The sequence below is a fragment of the Dyella sp. 05T440 genome (assembly GCF_056395965.1).
Window position 1 is genome coordinate 1 of record NZ_JBFTKN010000016.1, and the last position, 16,933, is coordinate 16,933.

The window sequence follows — 16,933 nt, forward strand, 5'->3', positions numbered from 1 at the left end:
GTGACCAAGTGACCAAAGGGATCGATGTGGTCCCCGCATGACAGAGCCAGAGCGTTTGCCTGTCGATTCTTCACTTGGGAACCGACCAACTCATCATCGGACCGACGAGCCACTGGCGAAATGACGACTTTTTCAACACCATCGGTCGAAAGCGGACCTAGAGCCCCCCTACTCGTCGAATAAACCCGCAGTCCGGCGTCCATCGTCAATTGTGTCAGCCGTAATTGAGAATTTGTCGCCATGAAAAGGGGCCTCGTTGAGGCCCGCTACGACGGCTTGACCTTTAACCGAGAGAACCAATTGTTGCGGATTACCGTGTGCGGTGAGCTTGGAAAGGCTCAGTGCACTAGCCGGATCAAGTTTGAGGACGACCTCAAAGAGACCAAGCTTCTCGTTCTCAGTAATAGCCACCGCTACTAGTTTGGCAGCTGATAACTGCCTAGCTGCGTCGACGCACTCGGTCTGCTGAAAGTAGCCCACGGCAAGACGGGAGCGCGTCAAATCACGCTTATCTTCGTTCCGAGTGGCTTGGCCACAACCAAGGGAGAACGTGACAGGGGCGAATTTGTGGGTCGAAGTCCTGACTGCCTCATTGGTACCGGTTGCCGCCAAAATTAGCCCTGGCAGGCAAAAAGAGAGCGACAACCAGAACCCTTTTCTCATATGACCTACTCTCCAGACTGTTCAGCAGCGCGATGTCCGCTTCGGATCGAAAGCGGTCCCTACGAAATAATCAAACCTTGACTGGCGTTTCCGATGCCATAGGCGTTGAAGAGAAAAGGTCCCACCAGGGACCTTTTCTTCTTCCGTATGGCCGGGCTACTCGCCACAACTTTGTTCGACACCCGCGAGCGTCGCATTGATAGCTCAGAACCCCGCGGCGATATCAATCACGACACCACTTGAGATCAGCGTCAAATAGAACTGGCCGCCATCGGCGCGTACCCAACGATAACCCGGATCCGGGCGACGCAGGTGATACCGCTCATAGTCGGTCACGTAGTACTCGCGGCTGTAGTAGTGGTCCGGCAGTCGAGCCCCTTTCTTGTACCAGCCATTGTGCTTGCCGTTGTCGTGGCGCCCTTTGTCCTTGGGGTTGTGGCCATGACCATGATCGCCGTCGTCCCAGTGATCATCGTTGCCCTTGCCGTGGCCGTGATCCTGTGGCGAGGCGAAGACCATGCTGTTACCGACAAGCAAAACGGCGGTAATCGCGAACGAGAGTAGGCGCTTCATGTGAGCTCCATCGGTGGCGTGGAAGTATTCGGTGAATGTCCCGAGCTTTCGCTGGTACGACACAACGACAACATCGCATAAAAATGCGAGCGATGGCGCATGCGATGAACTTCACCATTAAGCGGGCAGCGAATTTTCTTGTTCATCTGGCGAGTCGAACAAATACAGCCTGATGCAAGAAAACCCTTGTTTTATGCGACTTGGCGCACGAAGTAAAAGGCTGTTTGACTCCCAGCTGAAGCGTTTCCTCTTCTTTGCTGAACTTGCGGATCCGCGCCCTTTTCTTGCGTTGATCACTCCGCCAGTATCTGCCGCCGAGGCCGTCCGGTGAGCTGATTCTTGCTGCACCACCGCATGGCAGATGCGGAGTTCATCTGGTGCCCGAAGGGCGCCTCGAAGGGAAACGAATCATCACCTTCAAGGGGCAGTCCATGAAAAATCGTGTGCATGTACTTACCGCGTTGAGCATTGCAATTGGCGTATCCATGGGCAGTACATGGGCCATGGCCGATACTGCACCGGCCGCTCAACCCACGCCGACCAGCGGACAGGAGAGCGTCAAACTCGCCGGTACCTATACAACCTTCGCCGGCTCCAACGGCAATGCGCAGGCACTGGTCAACGGTTTGCGTAGCGGCTCCACGATCGTGCTGGTGACGCCTGCGACGGCGACCACCCCGGCCGTGCAAACAAGCTTTACGCCGAGCACTGGCCATCTGGGCTATGGCAACGTGAACATCGCGCTCTCGCTGGCTCAGGCCGAACTCTCCGCCTCCGGCATCACGCAGCCCACGGCAGCGCAGATCGAAGCGGCATTGAACGGTGGCACAGTTGCCGGCCCCAAGGGCCCCGTGCAGCTCACTGGCGTGCTGGCGCTGCGCGCCGAAGGCCAGGGCTGGGGAAATATCTCCAAGACGCTCGGCTTCAAGCTGGGCGACATCATGAGCGCCACCAAGGCGCACGGGCCGGTGCCCGATAGCGCGGATATCGCGCACGGCGAAAAGATCGACAAGGCTAACCACGCCGACAAGGTCGCCAAGGTCGACCGCCCCGACAAGGCCGATCGCCCCGATAAGCCGGATCATCCGGACAAGCCCGAGAAGCCCGAGAAGCCCGAGCGCCCCGACAAGCCCGAACGCGGCGGTCGCTGATCACACCAACATGACTCCGATACGTGCGGAGGCCTTGACAGGCCTCCCGCACTTCTTTTGCTACGCCCTAGGAAAAACGCATGAATCTCAAGAACACCGGCACCCTTTGCGCCCTTGGCGTACTGGGCCTGATGGCGCAGGCGGCGCACGCTGACGACAGCTCCACCATCAAGGTGGGTGCAGGCATCGACTACACCACGGGCAAATACGGTACGTCGGAGACCACCGACATCACGCAGGTGCCGGTGACCTTCGGCTACGACATCGATCGCTGGTCCTTCAAGGTCGCAGTGCCGTACATCCACGTGTCGGGTGCCGACAACGTCATTCCCGGCGTGGGTCCGGTGAAGAACACAAACCCGAAGGGTCGCGGCCACGGCAAGGGCAATTCGCAGGGAGGCACCACGCCAATCCCTGAGACAACTGGTTCCGCATCCGGGCTGGGCGACATCACCGCAGCGGCGACCTATGAGGCGTATAGCAATCGTGAGTCGCAGTTCGGCATCGATCTCACTGGCAAGATCAAGTTCGGCACGGCCGACGCAAACAAGGGCCTGGGCACCGGCAAGAACGACTACACCTTCAGTGCCGACATGTACAAGGGCTTCGGTGCCTGGACGGTGTTCGGCGGTGTGAGCTACACGTGGTTGGGCAGTTCGCAGTACATCCAGCTCAACGATGTGTTCGGTGCCAACGCGGGCATGAGCTACAAGCTCGACACCCATAGCAGTTTTGGCGCGTACTACGACTATCGCGAAAAGGCCTCGGATACGAGTTTCTCGCGCAACGAACTCACGGGCTACTACGCGTACAAGTTCGCCGGTGGCTGGAAAGCTCAAGCGTATGTGACCAAGGGCTTCACCGATGGCAGTCCGGACTGGGGCGTTGGAGCAACGGTGGCCTATTCGTTCTGAGTCAACTCATTGGCCTGGTGGGCACAAGACACCGGGCCAATGTTCTTTGGGCGTCCGCTTGGGGTCGCAAGCGGACATATTCACCTGACCTTAGCCACGATCAGCTCGGGGCCATCGCCTAGGCTTGGAAGCCTATCGGTCAAGTGCACATGGTCAAAGTCATCAGCCTCCATCTCGACCGCCAGATCGGCGAGCACTCTGGCAATAGCTCTCAGTTCGGCCGGGCTAGCCAATATGCTCGCCTCTGAAAGCCTCAACGGTGCCCGGTGATCGTGACTCCCTTCTTCGTATCCAAACAGCTTCATGGCAGCTCCTTGTTTGCAATTTTTGCGTCCTGCCAGCGGCGTGTGCAGCACCTGATGCGAGCATTCACGTAACAAGCAGAGAGCGGAGCAACGCAGATGGAGGTGGTTGGCCTGGCTCAACCACCTGCGCCCCTTTCTCAAAGCCTCTGGAACTACGAGCCTGCGGCCCCGCTTCCCGACGAACCACGACCTACCTGCTTAAGGCAGCCAGCAAACAGGCCCTGCTGAAACCTGTACTGGTCGTCCTCGCTGGTGAAGGCATAAACCTGGTCCACGATGCCGGCGAGGTACGCTTTGTCGAGTTGCCTGCCATAGGCCTCGACCTCTCGCGGAAGGGTTGCCGTCGTGGCAATGCCTGCCTTCCTGTGAAGGTGGGCCAATGCCGCCGGGCCCATCATGCTGAAACAGGTGCGCTCAAGCGCCTGCGATTGCGTCGCGGCGTGCTGGATGGACAAGCAGTAGTCGAAGTGACTCTGGTCAATCGAGCCCAGTTCGGCGTGCGATGCCCACAGGGAAAATTCGCGCTCCTTCTGTTCCTTCAGATGTGCGCCCTCGGCCCCATGCATCATGTATTCGTGCACCTTGTCCGGCGGGGTTTTGGCCAGGCGCAGCGCCATAAGGCCTTCGTTGTAGCGAAGCGCCACGTCCACACAGCTCTTGACTGGGCTATCCGTGGACGTTGATGCCAAGGACACCAGCTCGTCCTGCGAGTAGGTGCGCACCGCCGCCTGCTGGATCGATGGCGGGGAATTTGCAGGATCGTTTGTTCTTGTCTGAGCCGTACAAGCGGCTAGAACGACGGCACATATACACGCGAGCAGACTTTTCAACTTCCCCTCCGTTTTGTCCTAACAGTAAAGGCCGCCAGGGGCACGCATGTGCCCTCATTTCTTCCAGCCACCCGATGAAAGCACTCTGATCCCTTTTCTTCTCCGGTATTTCACCTGGAGTGACACTTTCGAATGCCTGCCATGGGTCGAAAGCAGACCCTAACCAGAAGATACGGATTCCCATCTCGCGCCCCATTGACGAGCGAGCGACCAACTAGAGCTCGCTCGCCGGGACGTTTCTACCATGCGCAGTACGAGAGCGTGCTCAGTTGCGCCCAGTCGTATTAGAGCGACGCCGGCCTCGATGGGTAGATCGAAGTCAGAAGGCGCGGGGGGATCCAGACAGATGGCCAGAGCCTCAATCGTCTCGGTACCGGCATCTCCCATGGCTGCCAGAGCCCTGGCAGCCGTCGCGCTACCAGCACGAAGTTCCATCGCCAGAAGAGGCTCCAATGCCCGAGCCCGAGGGCCTAGTCGAAGGGCCACTTCCAGTGCACAGCGAAGAGGCAAGCCAAGGTTTCGGTAAGGAACGCCAAACTCATTCCTGGCAGTTCCGTCCAGAAGATCACGCAGTAACGGGACTGCCTCTCCTCCCATGGCAAGAAGGGCTTTTTCGCCATCCAGCATGGTGGACGGACTCAAAAGTTGGTCAAAAATTGCGCTGGCCATTTCGCCTCTCTTTGCTGAAATGCTATCTCGATCCAGCGTCTGGTGTAGCGAGGGCAATGGGCCGACAGGTACCTCGGAGTGCGCGCCGCCGGAGGTACTGCCCGACCGGCAGGGCGAACTGTGCTGTTTGTCCGGCCGGCATTGCGGCTGGATCGACGCACGCCTCAATCGTGTCATTCGTCGCCGCCACCCATTAGCCCTGCCATCGATTGATCAGCGTTGTGTCGGCTATGTGACAGAGCCCCGCCACGGCGGCGGTAAACCAAATCGTCGCCATGCAGCCCATACACCCGGGGAGGCGTGTTTGTGCCTCGAGCTTATGCCGAAAGTGGCAAACATGATCACCACGGGAAATCCACGCGCCATGTCCGCACTCAGCCTGCCAGTTCTCGAAGCACCCCTCATGGCGGGACCGCGGCCCAGACACGTGGTTCTCGAAATATCCGTCTTCTGCACGATCAGCGAATACAACTTCGGTCACCTCAAGACCTTTCTTGCCGACATCAGTGATCTGCCACTGAAACAGGTTGGGCTGATCCACAACAACTTCGTGACGCCCGAACTGGCCAATGAACACAATGCGCTCTATGGCGCGACCTATCCTGCCACGGCCTCCAACAGCTTCGAATCCGATCCCACGACGATCGACATCGCCCGTCTGGCCGACGAGCTGGCCGACATCAAGGCCACGACTTGGCCGTTCTCCGTCACGATCCAGCCCGATCGCACGAGCGAGGCCGACCTCGACATCTACTATCGTCACCCCTCGCAATTCATTGGCCGCCGTTGCCACGACGCCTTTCGCATCCTGATGATCGATGCCGATGGCGAGTCGGTGCCTGTACACGGGCGGTGCTATCGGTTTCCGATCGCCAATGTGCGAGACGCCGGCCTTGAAAGCATCTGGAAGCACTCAAGCATGGAAGCGCTGCGGGCCGCGCTCGCCGAGGCTGGAGGCCTTCTGCCTGGCTGCAGCCGGTGTTGCGGCGGCTTTGGCACCTAAGGCAACCAAAGGGACGCCCGGACGCACTCACCATCATCATTGGACGTGGAACGCCGCCGCCAGGGTATCGGCACCGGGCGCACGTGCCGTCGCAGCACTATGGGGTCGGCGTTCTCGATTCGCCCGAACGGGATACGACCATGGTACGCGCTGTGCTGATTCGTGCGTCCTCTTGCGGCAAGGCTTCGGCGCAAAAGAGCGCTTTCGAAGTTTCGACTGTACGCATCGCACAGAGCGGGTGAAATGAATCGCGAGTTCTTGAATATTGTCGATCTGGAGGCGCAGCTCGATCAGCGGCTGCAAAGGCCGCGCGTCACCAATCTGGGTGCCGTGCGTCAGGCAGCCATGGCCTGGTCCCAAGCCGTGTGGTCCGTCAGCGAGTCGGCCGGTCCCCGGATGCTCACGACGGGCGAGATCGAGCGAGGGCTCGCCATCGCGCGTCGGCCCGTGTTCGTTCTTGGCTCGCGCCGAAGCGGCACCACGCTGGTACGCGATTTGCTCGACCACCACCCAGCCCTCTCGGTGCTTCCCGCCGAAGGCACCATGCTCACGAATTTCGCGTGGCATCTGAAGCGACTGGAGCCCGATAGCTGGCTGCCATTCCTCGGCTGCGAGTGGTTGCGCAGACTCGCCAATCCCATCAACCAGCAGCCGTACTGGCTGCTGGGCCGCTCGTCGGCAGAAGGCTCACCTTATGTTGAATTCGGTCGCGCCTTGCGGGCTTGGTGGCCCTTGGTCAAAACGCGGCTCGGGCCTCGCACAACCTCATGGCCGCTGGTCGCGATCGCGCTTGCGTACACGCATTGCACGACCGGGCTTGATGCTGACTCACCCTTGCAGCGGTGGGTTGAAAAAACGCCTACCAACGAGCGTTTCCTGGCGCGTCTGATGGCGGAATTTCCCGAGGCGAGAATGCTCCACGTCGTCCGCCATCCTTTCGCGGTCTATGCGTCGAGCTGTAAGGCCCTGCGAGATTCGGGCCTCCCTTCGAGCGAAGAGACGCTGGTCCTGCGACAAATGCGCTTGTCGTACCGCGAGGCGGCCACTCGCTCCGCTCAACCTGCATCGGACTCGTACCTGCTGGTTCGCTATGAGGACCTGCTCGAGGACACCGCAAGCGGCGTTGAACGGATGGCCTCGTTCCTGGGGATCCAGCCGCTGCCCATCATGACCCAGCCAACCGCGAACGGCATTCCCACCCCGAGCAACAGCTCTTTTGACAGCAACAAGGTCGCCGGAAAACTGGATCGCCGGCCGGGTGATGTCGAGTTCAATTCGCTGACCAGGCGCGAGCGCGAGCGATTGAGCGCGATCCTGGCCAACGATGCGGGAAAACTCGGCTATACGTTGACTCCACCGCCTGCGTTGCGCCGACAACTGCTGCAAATCCGGACACACGCCGGGCTGGTCGTCGATCGTTTCAGGACGCGCTGGGTGCGCCTGCTTTCCGTATACCAGAGGCCATGACAAAACACCGGACGCCGCAGCCTGACCCTGTCAGGCGGCACCTGTCAGGCACGTTCGTTTCGGGTCGGAAGCACCCTCGATAGTCCGCCGCCGTCTTTGGCATGGCACCTAACGCCCGCTTTCACGCGCGCCTAGTGTCACAAAGCGACACCGAGTACGTCGCCGTGGAACCTACACTTGTGTGCCCAGCTCGCCAGAAACGTGCTCGATCAGCTCTCTGGTGTTTCTGACAAACTCCCCCTCTAAATCGACGCCACACTTGTTTGCAAGAACAATAATCGACCATAGACAATCCGACAATTCATGACCAAGCTTAGCTTTACAGTCATCGATGTCTCGGATACCAGCGTTTGCCTGGATCAGTTTTGCCAGGTCGCCGACGTCCCCTACAAAACCAAGCGCTAGTTCTCCCGTGGTCCAGATGCGACCATACCTTTTGATCTCAAGCTGCTCGTAGAGCTCGTTTAGCTGTAGCGCCGATTTTTCAAGATCACTGAATTTCATGTTGCTTGCGCCTGACACTGGTTATGGGCGCGGTGATGATAGCGCCCACCAAAACGCAGCGAGCGATCTTCTTCGGAAATGGCCCGGCGATGTTTGTCGCACCTGGACAACGCTCAATCCAAAGGGCCAAGTAAGTCTCACCGGTTCGATCGCTACCTGGGAGCGCTGTCAACCGGATGTCAAAACTCTTCGCCAAACGTGCCGGATAGGAGCCAACGGCCCCTGCGCGCCTGCCGGCCACGCTGCAGCAATTCATGGGGATGGCATGACCACCCGCAAGCTGGCAATTCGCCCGTCGCTTCTCACCTCGCCTTCGCCAAGGCACTAGTAACGTTACAGAGCTGCGCTCCGGTGAAGCCATTACCACGCGCTCGCCATATCGAACGACGAGGAGGATGAAATGATCAAGGTCGTGCAGGCGTTTGATCGCCAACTGATGACTGAGCTGCCGAGCGATGACGCCGAGGCTCTGGAGGCGAAGCTTGCCACGGCGTACCGGTTGTTCAAGGACCGGTCCAGCTGGCTCAAACCGTATGAACGTATCGAGATTCTGCGAAAGCTCGCAACGCTCATGGAGGGCAAGCGCGAGTACTTTGGCAAACAGATCGCGCGTGAGGGCGGCAAGCCTTACGCGGATGCGCTGGTGGAGACTGATCGCGCCATCGATGGCGTTCGAAATGCCGCAGAGATCCTCCGAACCAGTGCAGGTCGCGAGATTCCCATGGGCATCACCAAGTCCAGTGACCATCGCCGGGCGTGGACGATTGAAGAACCCATCGGGGTAGTCGCTGCCATTTCAGCCTTCAACCATCCGCTGAATCTGATTGTTCACCAGGTGGCGCCGGCGATTGCGACGGGCTGCCCCGTTATCGTCAAGCCTGCGACGACCACGCCCCTCAGCTGTCTGGATCTGGTCAAGCTGGTGCACGAGGCCGGCATGCCGGAGGGTTGGGTGCAAACCTTCCTGCCCGAGGAACGCGAGCTCGCCGAAGCGCTTGCAACCGATTCCCGAGTGGCATTTCTCAGCTTCATCGGGTCCGCGCGCGTCGGCTGGTATCTTCGCTCGAAGCTCGCTCCCGGCGCCCGCTGTGCGCTCGAGCACGGTGGCGCGGCCCCCGTGATCGTCGACAGGAGCGCGGACCTCGACAAGATCATCGAGCCCATTGCCAAGGGCGGTTACTACCATGCTGGCCAGGTTTGCGTATCCGTCCAGCGCATCTACGTCCATGAGGACATTCAGCAGGAATTTCTCGATCGGTTCGCTCGCCGGGTGGCGTCTTTGAACGTCGGTGATCCGGTGTTGCCGCAAACAGAAGTGGGGCCGCTCATCTTGCCGGCAGAATCGGATCGCGTGCAGAGCTGGATCGACGAAGCGGTGGCGGCCGGCAGTCGTTTGATTGGAGGTGGCCGTATCAGCGAAACGACGTTGAAGCCATCCATCCTGGTTGATCCGCCCAAAGACGCCAAGGTGTCCACGCTGGAGGTCTTCGGCCCGCTTACCTGCGTCTATCCGTTTCGCACGCTGGACGAGGCCATTACAGCCGCGAACTCGCTTCCCGTGGCTTTCCAGTCGAGCATTTTCACGCGGGAGCTGGCATCCGCGTTCGAAGCTGCCGAGCGTCTGGATGCATCAGCCGTGATGATCAACGACCACACGGCCTTTCGCGTCGACTGGATGCCATTCGCGGGCCGCCATGTATCGGGGCATGGCATCGGCGGCATTCCCTACACCATGCACGAGATGACGGCCGAGAAGATGATCGTCTTCAAGAGCTAGCGATAGCCGCCAGCGTTGTTCGATGTCAGTCCTCTGGAGAGAACCTCCATGTATCGCATGCGACAACCATGCGGTGGCACGGATACAGAGAGGCGGGCGAGCAGATACGCCCGGCTCAATGCCTGGACGAGTGCAACGCCGTGGCCAGGCGCTGTGTATCAGTTACCCAACCAAAGTTGTCGCCCTCGCTGTACATGACGCGCACGGTGGCTTCGTGATCGGCAGGGTCATAGGCTGCACAGGCGTCCTGCAGAAGAACACAGGCATAGCCCAGGTCGACGGCCTGGCGCAGCGTCGAGGCGACGCAGCATTGGGTTGTATAGCCCATGAGCAGCAGCGTATCGATGCCGCGTACGCGCAGTACGGTATCGAGCGTTGTCTGGTGGAAGGCGCTGAAGCCCGCCTTGTCGATCACGGGCTCCCGATCCGCCGGGCGCAGGTCTGCAATGATCTCCGTCCCTTTCTCTCCCTTCACCAGGAAGCGGCCCAAGGGCCCGGGCGAACCGATGACCAGGTCGTTCTGGCGGCGAAACTGATTGAGGTCGGACAGGTCAGGCGCGTAGCACTCACGGGTAAAGAACACGAGCATGCCGGCTTCGCGCGCCGCCGACAGTGCGCGCTGTGCAGCCGGTATCGCCGCCACCAGTGCCTCGACAGGCAATCCCAAGGCCCCCGCGCGGCCCTCAGGCAAGACGAAATCAGCCTGGAAGTCGATGCAGGCCAGCGCCGTGCGCGCCGTGTCCAGTTCGATCGAGCGTCCGCGCTCGCAGGGCAGGTTGATGCGGGCCAAGAAGTACCTCCGACATGGGTGTCGATGCGGGCCCGGGGCGTCTGGCCTTCCAGACGCCCCGTCAATGCTTACTTGCGCGGCGCAATGATTTCGCTGAGGTAATCGGGCTTGCCTTCGATGCGTACGAGATGCGGGTACTGCAGGCCGTCGTGGTAATCGAGCGCGACGGTGCGGTAACCGCCCTGATATTTCAGCAGCAGCTGGATCGGCGTCTTGCTGCCCTTGGCCGCGGTGATGGCGTCTTTCAGCAAGTCTTTCGAATAGTCCTGCCCGTTCACCGCAACGACGGTGGCGCCGGTGCTGATGCCGGCCTTGAAGGCGGGGCCGTTCCAGCGCACATCGTTGACTTCGCCTTTGTCGTTGATGGTCAGGCCGATGGACCAGGCGAAGTTGTAGAGGTGGCGCGAGGGTTGCGAGCGGCTGTTGTATTGCGCCTCGTAGTCGCTCTCCTTGTCCGTATAGACGAGCTTCCAGCCGGTGGCCGCCAGGCCGTCCTGGAGCGGCGGATTGAGTGTGTCCACGTGGGCGCGCAGGAAGGTCGCCCAGTCGTACGGCGCCACGCCATTGAGTGCGGCGACCACGTCGTCGAAGGTATAGGTCCTGGTGACGTAGCTGCCGTTGTCGACGCCGAAGAACGCGCGGGCGAAGTCGTCCAGCGATTTGTGGTCCTGGGTGAGTGCGCGCAGCTTGGCGTCCACTTCCAGCCACATCATCTGGCCGCCGCTGTAGTACTCCTCGCTCATCTGCCAGCTGCGGAACGGCAGGCCGGAGCGACGCGCGGCAGTGGGGTCGTTGGTGGTGTCTTCCAGCGTACGCCACTGGAAGCCGACGCGGTTGCGTTCGTAGTTGGCGGCCGTCATGGCCAGTGCGTCGCGGAATTGCTGCGCCGACCATATGCCCGAACGCGCGGTCAGCACGTAGCCCCAGTATTGGGTCTGGCCCTCGTACACCCACAGCAGCGAATCGCCCATGGGCACGTTGAAGTTCGGCGTCCACAAATCTTCGGGGCGGCGGAACTTGCCGTTCCACGAATGCACGTATTCGTGCGCGAGCAGGTCGCGATCGGGCGCGGCATCCTTCCAGGCGGTGAAGTAGTCGGCGCCGAGGCCGTCTTCGCTGGACTGGTGATGCTCGGTGCCATTGCCGCCCAGCGTGTCCGACAGCGAGAACAGGAAATCGTAGTGATCGTAGTGATGCGAACCGAACAGCTTCAGCGCCTGGGTGACCAGCGCGCGGTGCACCTGTACTTGTTCCTTTGACATCTCCAGGTATTTCGGCGCATCGGCAAACACATCCAGATACACCGGCGCGTCGCCGGCCTGGGTCAGGTCAACGCGCTCGAAGTAGCGTCCCGCGTAGATCGGCGAATCAACCAGGTTGTTGAAGGTCACCGGCTTGAAAGTGACGGTGTCGCCGGACTTCGATGCGGTTTCCAGCGCCGTGCCCAGCTGCCAGTCGTGCGGCAGCGTCACGCTGGGCGCATACGTGATGCCGCGCGTGTAGTAGCCGGCCGGATAGAGCGAGACCTTGCTCCACTCCATGTCCATCATGCGGTCGGTGATCTCGAAACCTTCGCTGTCGGTGCGGCCGGACAGGTACTGGAAATCCACATCGAGCGACGACACACCCTCGGGCACGTCCAGATGGAAGGCGTAGACGTTGTACTTGTCGCGCTTCCACATGATCGGCTTGCCGTTGGCGCTGAGCTTGAGGCCGGCGAGCATGTTGATCGGACCAGTCGGCGAGTGGTCGCCCGGGATCCACTGCGGGTAGAGCAACGTCAGTGCGCCTGCTTTCACCGGCAAGCTTTCGTGCACGCGGAAGATGCCCTGCGTCGTGTCGCTCGCGTCCACATGCAGCGTCACCGTGCCTGGATACTTGCTGTCCTGCGGGGCGGGCACATCGTCGGTACGCGTCTGCTCTGCCACCGCCACACTCGCGCCCAGCGCGCAGGCCACGGCCAGAGCAAGCTGCGAAAACCTGCGACGCATAGCAGCCGCAGACGCGGCGGAAGGGGCGCGAGACATGAAGTGCTCCGGTGAGCGAATGGAAGATGGCGCAACTTAGCACCACCCGCGCATCGCGCCGCCAGCGCCAAGCGTTGGCTCGACTTCGTCGTGGCGATGATCTAGCGGCCCCTTGCGGCACGGCGGGTGACTGGACGCCTGGCGATCGGGCTCGCCGGCAGGGTTTAGGGGCGGGCGTGCACGGGTGCGCTTTCCGCCCTCTCAGGGATCGGCACTTGGCTCAAAAGAGCTCGGTGAAGCTGCGTACCCATTGACTCTGAGACTGTCTAAAAAATAAGCAAATGAGTTAGAGAAAATTCATTGAGCGAAAGGTTGGCGTTAGTCATCACCCCCTCCTGCCTGTCGCCACGCCATACGCCGGCGTTCGTTATTGTAAGTTAGTAGACAGCAAATGCCCGGAAAGGCGCATTTGATCGTTCTTGTTCAGCTAAGCGTGGCTGTGACGGCTGTCTAAGCATTTGTTTTTTCTGAAACTTACACATGGCTGACAAAAATCGTTGACTTTTTGTGATCCAGTTGTCTAAGTTCGATGAAGGGCGGCAGGGGGGACCTGCGGTTTTGAGCTCGGTTCAGAGGCTGACGGAACTGTCTTCAGGACAGTGCCGCGGGGACCTGCACGCCTAAGCAAAGCCAGGACGACGCCTGGCTTGCCACCTTCTTTGATCACGTCGTTAGGGGAGTCAAAACGTGAAGCATTTTGGAAACAGCAAACTGGCAACCGCTATCCGGCTGGGCCTGGCCGTGGGTGCCCTGGCCGCCGCAGGCAGCGTATTCGCTCAGGACACCGGCAGCAGCAACGCCACGCCGGATTCGGCCAAGAAGCTCGAAACCATCACCGTCACCGGTTCGCGCATTCGCAGCGTGGACGTGGAAACCGCACAGCCCGTCATCACCATGACGCAGGCCGACATCCAGAAGACCGGCCTGACCAGCGTCGGCGACATCCTGCAGAACCTCACCATCACCGGCCAGCCGACCTTCTCCAAGGCCGCCGTGCTGACCAGCAACACCGAGGAAGGCGGCCAGTACGTCAACCTGTACAACCTCGGCGAGAACCGCACGCTGGTGCTGGTGAACGGCAAGCGCTGGATGACCAGCCTCAATGGCTACACCGACGTGTCCACCATTCCGGTGGCACTGATCGAACGCATCGAAATCCTCAAGGATGGTGCCTCTTCGATCTACGGCTCCGACGCTATCGCCGGCGTGGTCAACATCATTCTCAAGGATCGCTTCAACGGCGCCGCCGTGAGCGGTTCGGTCGGCCAGAACGAAGGCGGCAACAACGACGGCACGCAGCAGGCCTACTCGTTCACCGTGGGCACCACCACGGACAAGTCGTCGATCGTGTTTGCCGCGACGTACAACAAGACCAGCGCCATCTGGGCGAAGGATCGCGACTTCACCAAGTACACCTATGGTGATTTCGACCGCACGGCCGGTTACAGCGGTACGGGCCCGTGGGGTCGCTTCACCAACCCCAACGACGGCGACACCTATGTGCTGAACCACACGGGTGATCCGAACCACATCGGCGTGGGCGCCGACTCGCGCAACATCAACAACTACCATGATGGCGTGCAGGACAACGATTACTTCAACGCCACCAACCAGATGATGGAGCAGCTGCCGACCGAGCTGAAGTCCATCTTCACCGAAGGCAGCTACAACCTTTCGGACAACGTGACGTTCAAGGCCACCGGCATGTACGCCGAGCGCAATTCGTCGACTCAGGTCGCCGGCTATCCGCTCACCAGCACCAGCCAGCCGAACTTCCCGGTGTACCTGAGCGGCGAGAGCTATTACAACCCGCTGCCGGGCAACGACCTGTCGTACGCGCGCCGCATCACCGAGCTGCCGCGCGTGAGCAGCGAAAGCGCCAAGTCGCTGCATTTCGATGCCGGCTTTGAAGGCAGCTTCGACTTCCTCAGCCATGCGTGGAACTGGGATGCTGGCTTCGGCTACAACAAGTACGACGTCGACACCACCAACACCGGCAACATCAACCTGCTCAACCTGCAGCAGGCGCTGGGCCCGTCGTTCCTCAACGCCAGCGGCGTCGTGCAGTGCGGTACCGCCGCCAACCCGATCGCGCTCAACCAGTGCACGCCGTTCAACATCCTCGGCGGCCCGAGCGCGTCGAACAAGCAAGTGCTCAACTACATCATGGCGCGCGAGCACGCCACGGATCAGAGCATCAACAAGGACTTCACCGCCAACATCACGGGCGGTTTGTTCGAGCTGCCGGCCGGCACCTTCAGCATTGCAGCCGGTATCGAACATCGCGGCGTCAGCGGTTACGACCAGCCCGATGAAATGGCCAGCGCCGGTTACACCACCGACCTTGCCGCCGGTCCGACCAATGGTTCGTACACCACCAACGAAGCCTACCTCGAGCTCAATGCGCCGCTGTTGAAGGATCTCCCGGGCGCCAAGTCGCTGGCCGTGGACGTCGCCAGCCGCTATTCGCACTACAGCAACTTCGGCAGCACCACCAACAACAAGTACAGCTTCACCTGGTCGCCGTTCGATGACCTGATGGTGCGCGGCACGTTCGCCAAGGGCTTCCGTGCGCCGACGCTGGGCGACTTGTTCGGCGGCGGTTCGCAGACCTTCGATCAGTACACCGATCCCTGCGACGTCAACTTCGGCAGCCTCAGCAACCCGTCCGTGGCCAAGAACTGTGCGGCCGCCGGTCTGTCGCCGACCAACTTCCACCAGTTGGATACTGCCGGCAATGCGGTGAAGGGCCCGAATCAGCAGGGCACCACGCCGTTCGTCGCCGGCGCCGGCAACCAGTACCTGCAGCCGGAACACAGCACCACCCGCACGCTCGGCCTCGTGTACAGCCCGCACTATGTGGACGGCCTGGACATGACGCTGGACTACTACGACATCAAGATCACCAACGTCATCACGCCGATCGACGCCAACTACGTGTTGGACCAGTGCTATCAGTACTCGGTGCAGGAGTTCTGCTCGGCGTTCCAGCGTGATGCCAACGGCCAGGTGATCAACCTCAACCGCGGCAACGCCAACCTGGGCTGGATCGAGACCACCGGCTACAACATGGGCGTGAACTATCGACTGCCCGCGTTCTCGTTCGGCAAGTTCGTGTTCAACATGAACGTGAATTACCTCGACGATTGGAACCAGGTCAGCGCCACCAATGCTCCGGTGGTCAACTACGCCGGCCAGTACGGTTACAACCACTGGCGCGCGAACCTGGGCCTGGACTGGAACCTGGGCAACTGGGGCGCTACCTGGGGCATCCGCTACTACGGCGCGTTCCTGGACCAGTGCTTCAGCGACACCATCCACTGCAACATGCCCAACTACACCAGCGTGAACTGGGGCTACGGCACCGGTGCCAACCGCATGGGCGCCACCGTGTTCAACGACGCGCAGGTCCGTTACACCCTGCCGTGGAAGGGCACGATCGCGTTCGGCATGCGTGACATCTTCGACAAGCACCCGCCGAACACCGTCAACGCCTACGTGCTGGGCTACAACTCGTCGGGCTCGGTCGATCCGACGCTGGACCTGGGTCGCTACATCTACCTGCAGTACAACCAGACGTTCTAAGCAACACGCAAACCTGTAACACCTCCCCGCAACACGTTGCCGGGGCTCCGCAAGGGGCCCCGGCCTTTTTTTGTGCGGGATGTGTGTGCGGTGCCGAACAAGAGGCCTTGAAGCAGAGCCTCCCCCAGCCTCAGTCCATCAACCACCGCCGCGCCTGCTTGTCTGTGGGAGCGCACCCWGTGCGCGACAGCCACGCCGGGGTGTACCGCTCTGTAGGTTTGTCGCGCACAGGGTGCGCTCCCACAAAATGGCCGCCCATCACTCTCAATCTGCGACCCAAGGCCTGCGCACCCTTGTAGGAGCGCACTTGTGCGCGACCGTCACCCCGGGGTGTACCGCTCCGTAGGTTTGTCGCGCACAGGGTGCGCTCCCACAAAGAAAAGGCCGCCCATCACTCTCAATCTGCGACCCAAGGCGTGCGCACCCTTGTAGGAGCGCACTTGTGCGCGACCGCAGGGCTGGGATGTACCGCTTCGTAGGCTGGTCGCGCACAAGTGCGCTCCTACAAAAGAACCACCCGGTCCGGCAACGACGAGCGTTGTCCGGCTCTTGATGCGGCTCTAGACCTTCGGGGTTCCCGTATGTCGTTGCCGGGGCTCTGCGAGAGGGCCCCGGCCTTTTTTGTGCAGGAAGTGTCTGCGGCACCGAACAAGAGGCCTTGAAGCAGCGCCTCCC

Annotated in this window: 13 protein-coding genes; 6 read left to right on the forward strand and 7 right to left on the reverse strand. The window is 60.8% G+C overall.

All coding sequences use genetic code 11. The annotated features are described in order from the left end of the window. Positions 1-168 precede the first annotated feature (168 nt). Both AC1DE1_RS17870 and AC1DE1_RS17875 read right to left on the reverse strand, forming a co-directional pair. A complete protein-coding gene (locus AC1DE1_RS17870; protein WP_477177467.1) occupies positions 169-663 on the reverse strand; it encodes a hypothetical protein in 495 nt (164 codons plus the stop codon). Between the two features lie 204 nt (positions 664-867). Further along, complete coding sequence (locus AC1DE1_RS17875) at positions 868-1,236, reverse strand: RcnB family protein (protein ID WP_477177468.1); 369 nt, start codon at positions 1,234-1,236, stop codon at positions 868-870. Positions 1,237-1,667: 431 nt separating this feature from the next. On the opposite strand from AC1DE1_RS17875, the gene AC1DE1_RS17880 reads away from it, so the two are divergent. Then, complete coding sequence (locus tag AC1DE1_RS17880; protein WP_477177469.1) at positions 1,668-2,387, forward strand: hypothetical protein; 720 nt, start codon at positions 1,668-1,670, stop codon at positions 2,385-2,387. A gap of 80 nt (positions 2,388-2,467) precedes the next feature. After that, positions 2,468-3,301, forward strand: a complete 834-nt coding sequence (locus tag AC1DE1_RS17885; RefSeq protein ID WP_477177470.1) for a transporter — start codon at positions 2,468-2,470, stop codon at positions 3,299-3,301. A gap of 80 nt (positions 3,302-3,381) precedes the next feature. Here the strand turns inward: AC1DE1_RS17885 and AC1DE1_RS17890 are convergent, their stop codons facing one another. Next, on the reverse strand, positions 3,382-3,606 hold the full coding sequence (locus AC1DE1_RS17890) for an Imm32 family immunity protein (protein WP_441602128.1): 225 nt from the start codon (positions 3,604-3,606) through the stop codon (positions 3,382-3,384). Positions 3,607-3,758: 152 nt separating this feature from the next. Beyond that, positions 3,759-4,436 carry a hypothetical protein gene (locus AC1DE1_RS17895; protein WP_441602127.1) on the reverse strand — a complete coding sequence of 226 codons (678 nt, stop codon included), beginning with the start codon at positions 4,434-4,436 and terminating at the stop codon, positions 3,759-3,761. Between the two features lie 625 nt (positions 4,437-5,061). Between AC1DE1_RS17895 and AC1DE1_RS17900 the strand changes: the two genes are divergently transcribed. Beyond that, entirely contained in the window at positions 5,062-6,108 is a 1,047-nt protein-coding gene (locus tag AC1DE1_RS17900) for an SPASM domain-containing protein (protein WP_477179232.1), read from the forward strand. A 243-nt stretch (positions 6,109-6,351) separates the two neighbouring features. Continuing rightward, a complete protein-coding gene (locus AC1DE1_RS17905; RefSeq protein ID WP_477179233.1) occupies positions 6,352-7,575 on the forward strand; it encodes a sulfotransferase family protein in 1,224 nt (407 codons plus the stop codon). Between the two features lie 171 nt (positions 7,576-7,746). Here the strand turns inward: AC1DE1_RS17905 and AC1DE1_RS17910 are convergent, their stop codons facing one another. Continuing rightward, positions 7,747-8,079, reverse strand: a complete 333-nt coding sequence (locus AC1DE1_RS17910) for a nucleoside triphosphate pyrophosphohydrolase family protein (protein WP_477177389.1) — start codon at positions 8,077-8,079, stop codon at positions 7,747-7,749. A gap of 400 nt (positions 8,080-8,479) precedes the next feature. Between AC1DE1_RS17910 and AC1DE1_RS17915 the strand changes: the two genes are divergently transcribed. Continuing rightward, the gene (locus tag AC1DE1_RS17915; protein WP_477177390.1) at positions 8,480-9,856 is read left to right on the forward strand and encodes an aldehyde dehydrogenase family protein; all 1,377 of its coding nucleotides are present in this window, start codon (positions 8,480-8,482) and stop codon (positions 9,854-9,856) included. Positions 9,857-9,971: 115 nt separating this feature from the next. Here the strand turns inward: AC1DE1_RS17915 and AC1DE1_RS17920 are convergent, their stop codons facing one another. Together AC1DE1_RS17920 and AC1DE1_RS17925 are read right to left on the reverse strand one after the other, a co-directional pair. After that, complete coding sequence (locus tag AC1DE1_RS17920; protein WP_477177391.1) at positions 9,972-10,646, reverse strand: cysteine hydrolase family protein; 675 nt, start codon at positions 10,644-10,646, stop codon at positions 9,972-9,974. Between the two features lie 68 nt (positions 10,647-10,714). Next, a complete protein-coding gene (locus AC1DE1_RS17925; protein ID WP_477177392.1) occupies positions 10,715-12,637 on the reverse strand; it encodes a M61 family metallopeptidase in 1,923 nt (640 codons plus the stop codon). A 723-nt stretch (positions 12,638-13,360) separates the two neighbouring features. On the opposite strand from AC1DE1_RS17925, the gene AC1DE1_RS17930 reads away from it, so the two are divergent. Then, complete coding sequence (locus AC1DE1_RS17930; RefSeq protein WP_441602118.1) at positions 13,361-16,258, forward strand: TonB-dependent receptor plug domain-containing protein; 2,898 nt, start codon at positions 13,361-13,363, stop codon at positions 16,256-16,258. Positions 16,259-16,933 lie beyond the last annotated feature (675 nt).

Coding starts and splice junctions, on each gene's coding strand:
- AC1DE1_RS17890 (WP_441602128.1), bottom strand. CDS start 3,606: ATGAAGCTGTTTGGATACGAAGAAGGGAGTCACGATCACCGGGCACCG.
- AC1DE1_RS17915 (WP_477177390.1), top strand. CDS start 8,480: ATGATCAAGGTCGTGCAGGCGTTTGATCGCCAACTGATGACTGAGCTG.
- AC1DE1_RS17905 (WP_477179233.1), top strand. CDS start 6,352: ATGAATCGCGAGTTCTTGAATATTGTCGATCTGGAGGCGCAGCTCGAT.
- AC1DE1_RS17885 (WP_477177470.1), top strand. CDS start 2,468: ATGAATCTCAAGAACACCGGCACCCTTTGCGCCCTTGGCGTACTGGGC.
- AC1DE1_RS17870 (WP_477177467.1), bottom strand. CDS start 663: ATGAGAAAAGGGTTCTGGTTGTCGCTCTCTTTTTGCCTGCCAGGGCTA.
- AC1DE1_RS17875 (WP_477177468.1), bottom strand. CDS start 1,236: ATGAAGCGCCTACTCTCGTTCGCGATTACCGCCGTTTTGCTTGTCGGT.
- AC1DE1_RS17925 (WP_477177392.1), bottom strand. CDS start 12,637: ATGCGTCGCAGGTTTTCGCAGCTTGCTCTGGCCGTGGCCTGCGCGCTG.
- AC1DE1_RS17900 (WP_477179232.1), top strand. CDS start 5,062: ATGGTGGACGGACTCAAAAGTTGGTCAAAAATTGCGCTGGCCATTTCG.
- AC1DE1_RS17880 (WP_477177469.1), top strand. CDS start 1,668: ATGAAAAATCGTGTGCATGTACTTACCGCGTTGAGCATTGCAATTGGC.
- AC1DE1_RS17910 (WP_477177389.1), bottom strand. CDS start 8,079: ATGAAATTCAGTGATCTTGAAAAATCGGCGCTACAGCTAAACGAGCTC.